Origin of the sequence: Arthrobacter sp. RIT-PI-e (genome assembly GCF_001187915.1) — a bacterium.
GTDB lineage: Bacteria > Actinomycetota > Actinomycetes > Actinomycetales > Micrococcaceae > Arthrobacter_D.
On the sequence record NZ_LGIU01000029.1, the window covers coordinates 1 to 642 of the forward strand.

At 60.3% G+C, this 642-nt stretch carries 1 protein-coding gene; it reads left to right on the forward strand.

Annotated features, from left to right (window positions below; translation table 11 throughout):
- A partial coding sequence (locus AC792_RS01325) for a hypothetical protein (protein WP_049828795.1) occupies positions 1 to 541 on the forward strand: 541 nt, incomplete at its 5' end.
- Between the last annotated feature and the right edge of the window lie 101 nt (positions 542 to 642).

Here is a 642-nt window from a genome sequence, read left to right on the forward strand (position 1 = left end):
GAACGCCATCCATGACCAGGGCCATGAGGCCATGATGCTGAAGACCGCCGGTGGAAGGAAAACGACGACCGGCTGGTGGGAGGCACTGGGATGGGCTCCTAGTACCCGCTGGCAGGACCGTATCGAGACGATAGTCCGAGGCTTCAATGCTGTCCTGAACGAGGTACGCGTTCGTGGGTTCGAGGGAGTGATCATCCTCGATCGGGGGCTCGTGTGCCAGCTGGCCCTGAGACGAGCTCGGGGTCTCCCCTCTGGGTTTGTCTTGCGGTGGCTTCAACATCTCCTACCAGCGCCCGAGGTGATCGTGTACTTCGACCTGTCCGTTGACGAGGCTCTCGCACGCGTGAATGCTCGCGGTACCGATGTGGAAACACTGGCGGGCCTATCAGCTCTGAATGCCGGGTACCGCGAGTTACCTGAGTATGCGGGCTTCACCTTGATCGACGCGGACCGGCCCACAGCGGACATCGTCCTTGACCTCCTCGCGTTGACCTACCAAGGCGGGAGACAACCTCACCAGGAAGCCCTGATCTCCTGCTGAAAAGCGCAAACGGAGGTTCGAGGCACCTCAAGCTGTCTTTGAGTGGACTCGAAGAACGACACGGAAGCTATGTGTCTCCTCCTCGTGCCTCGCATCTCATG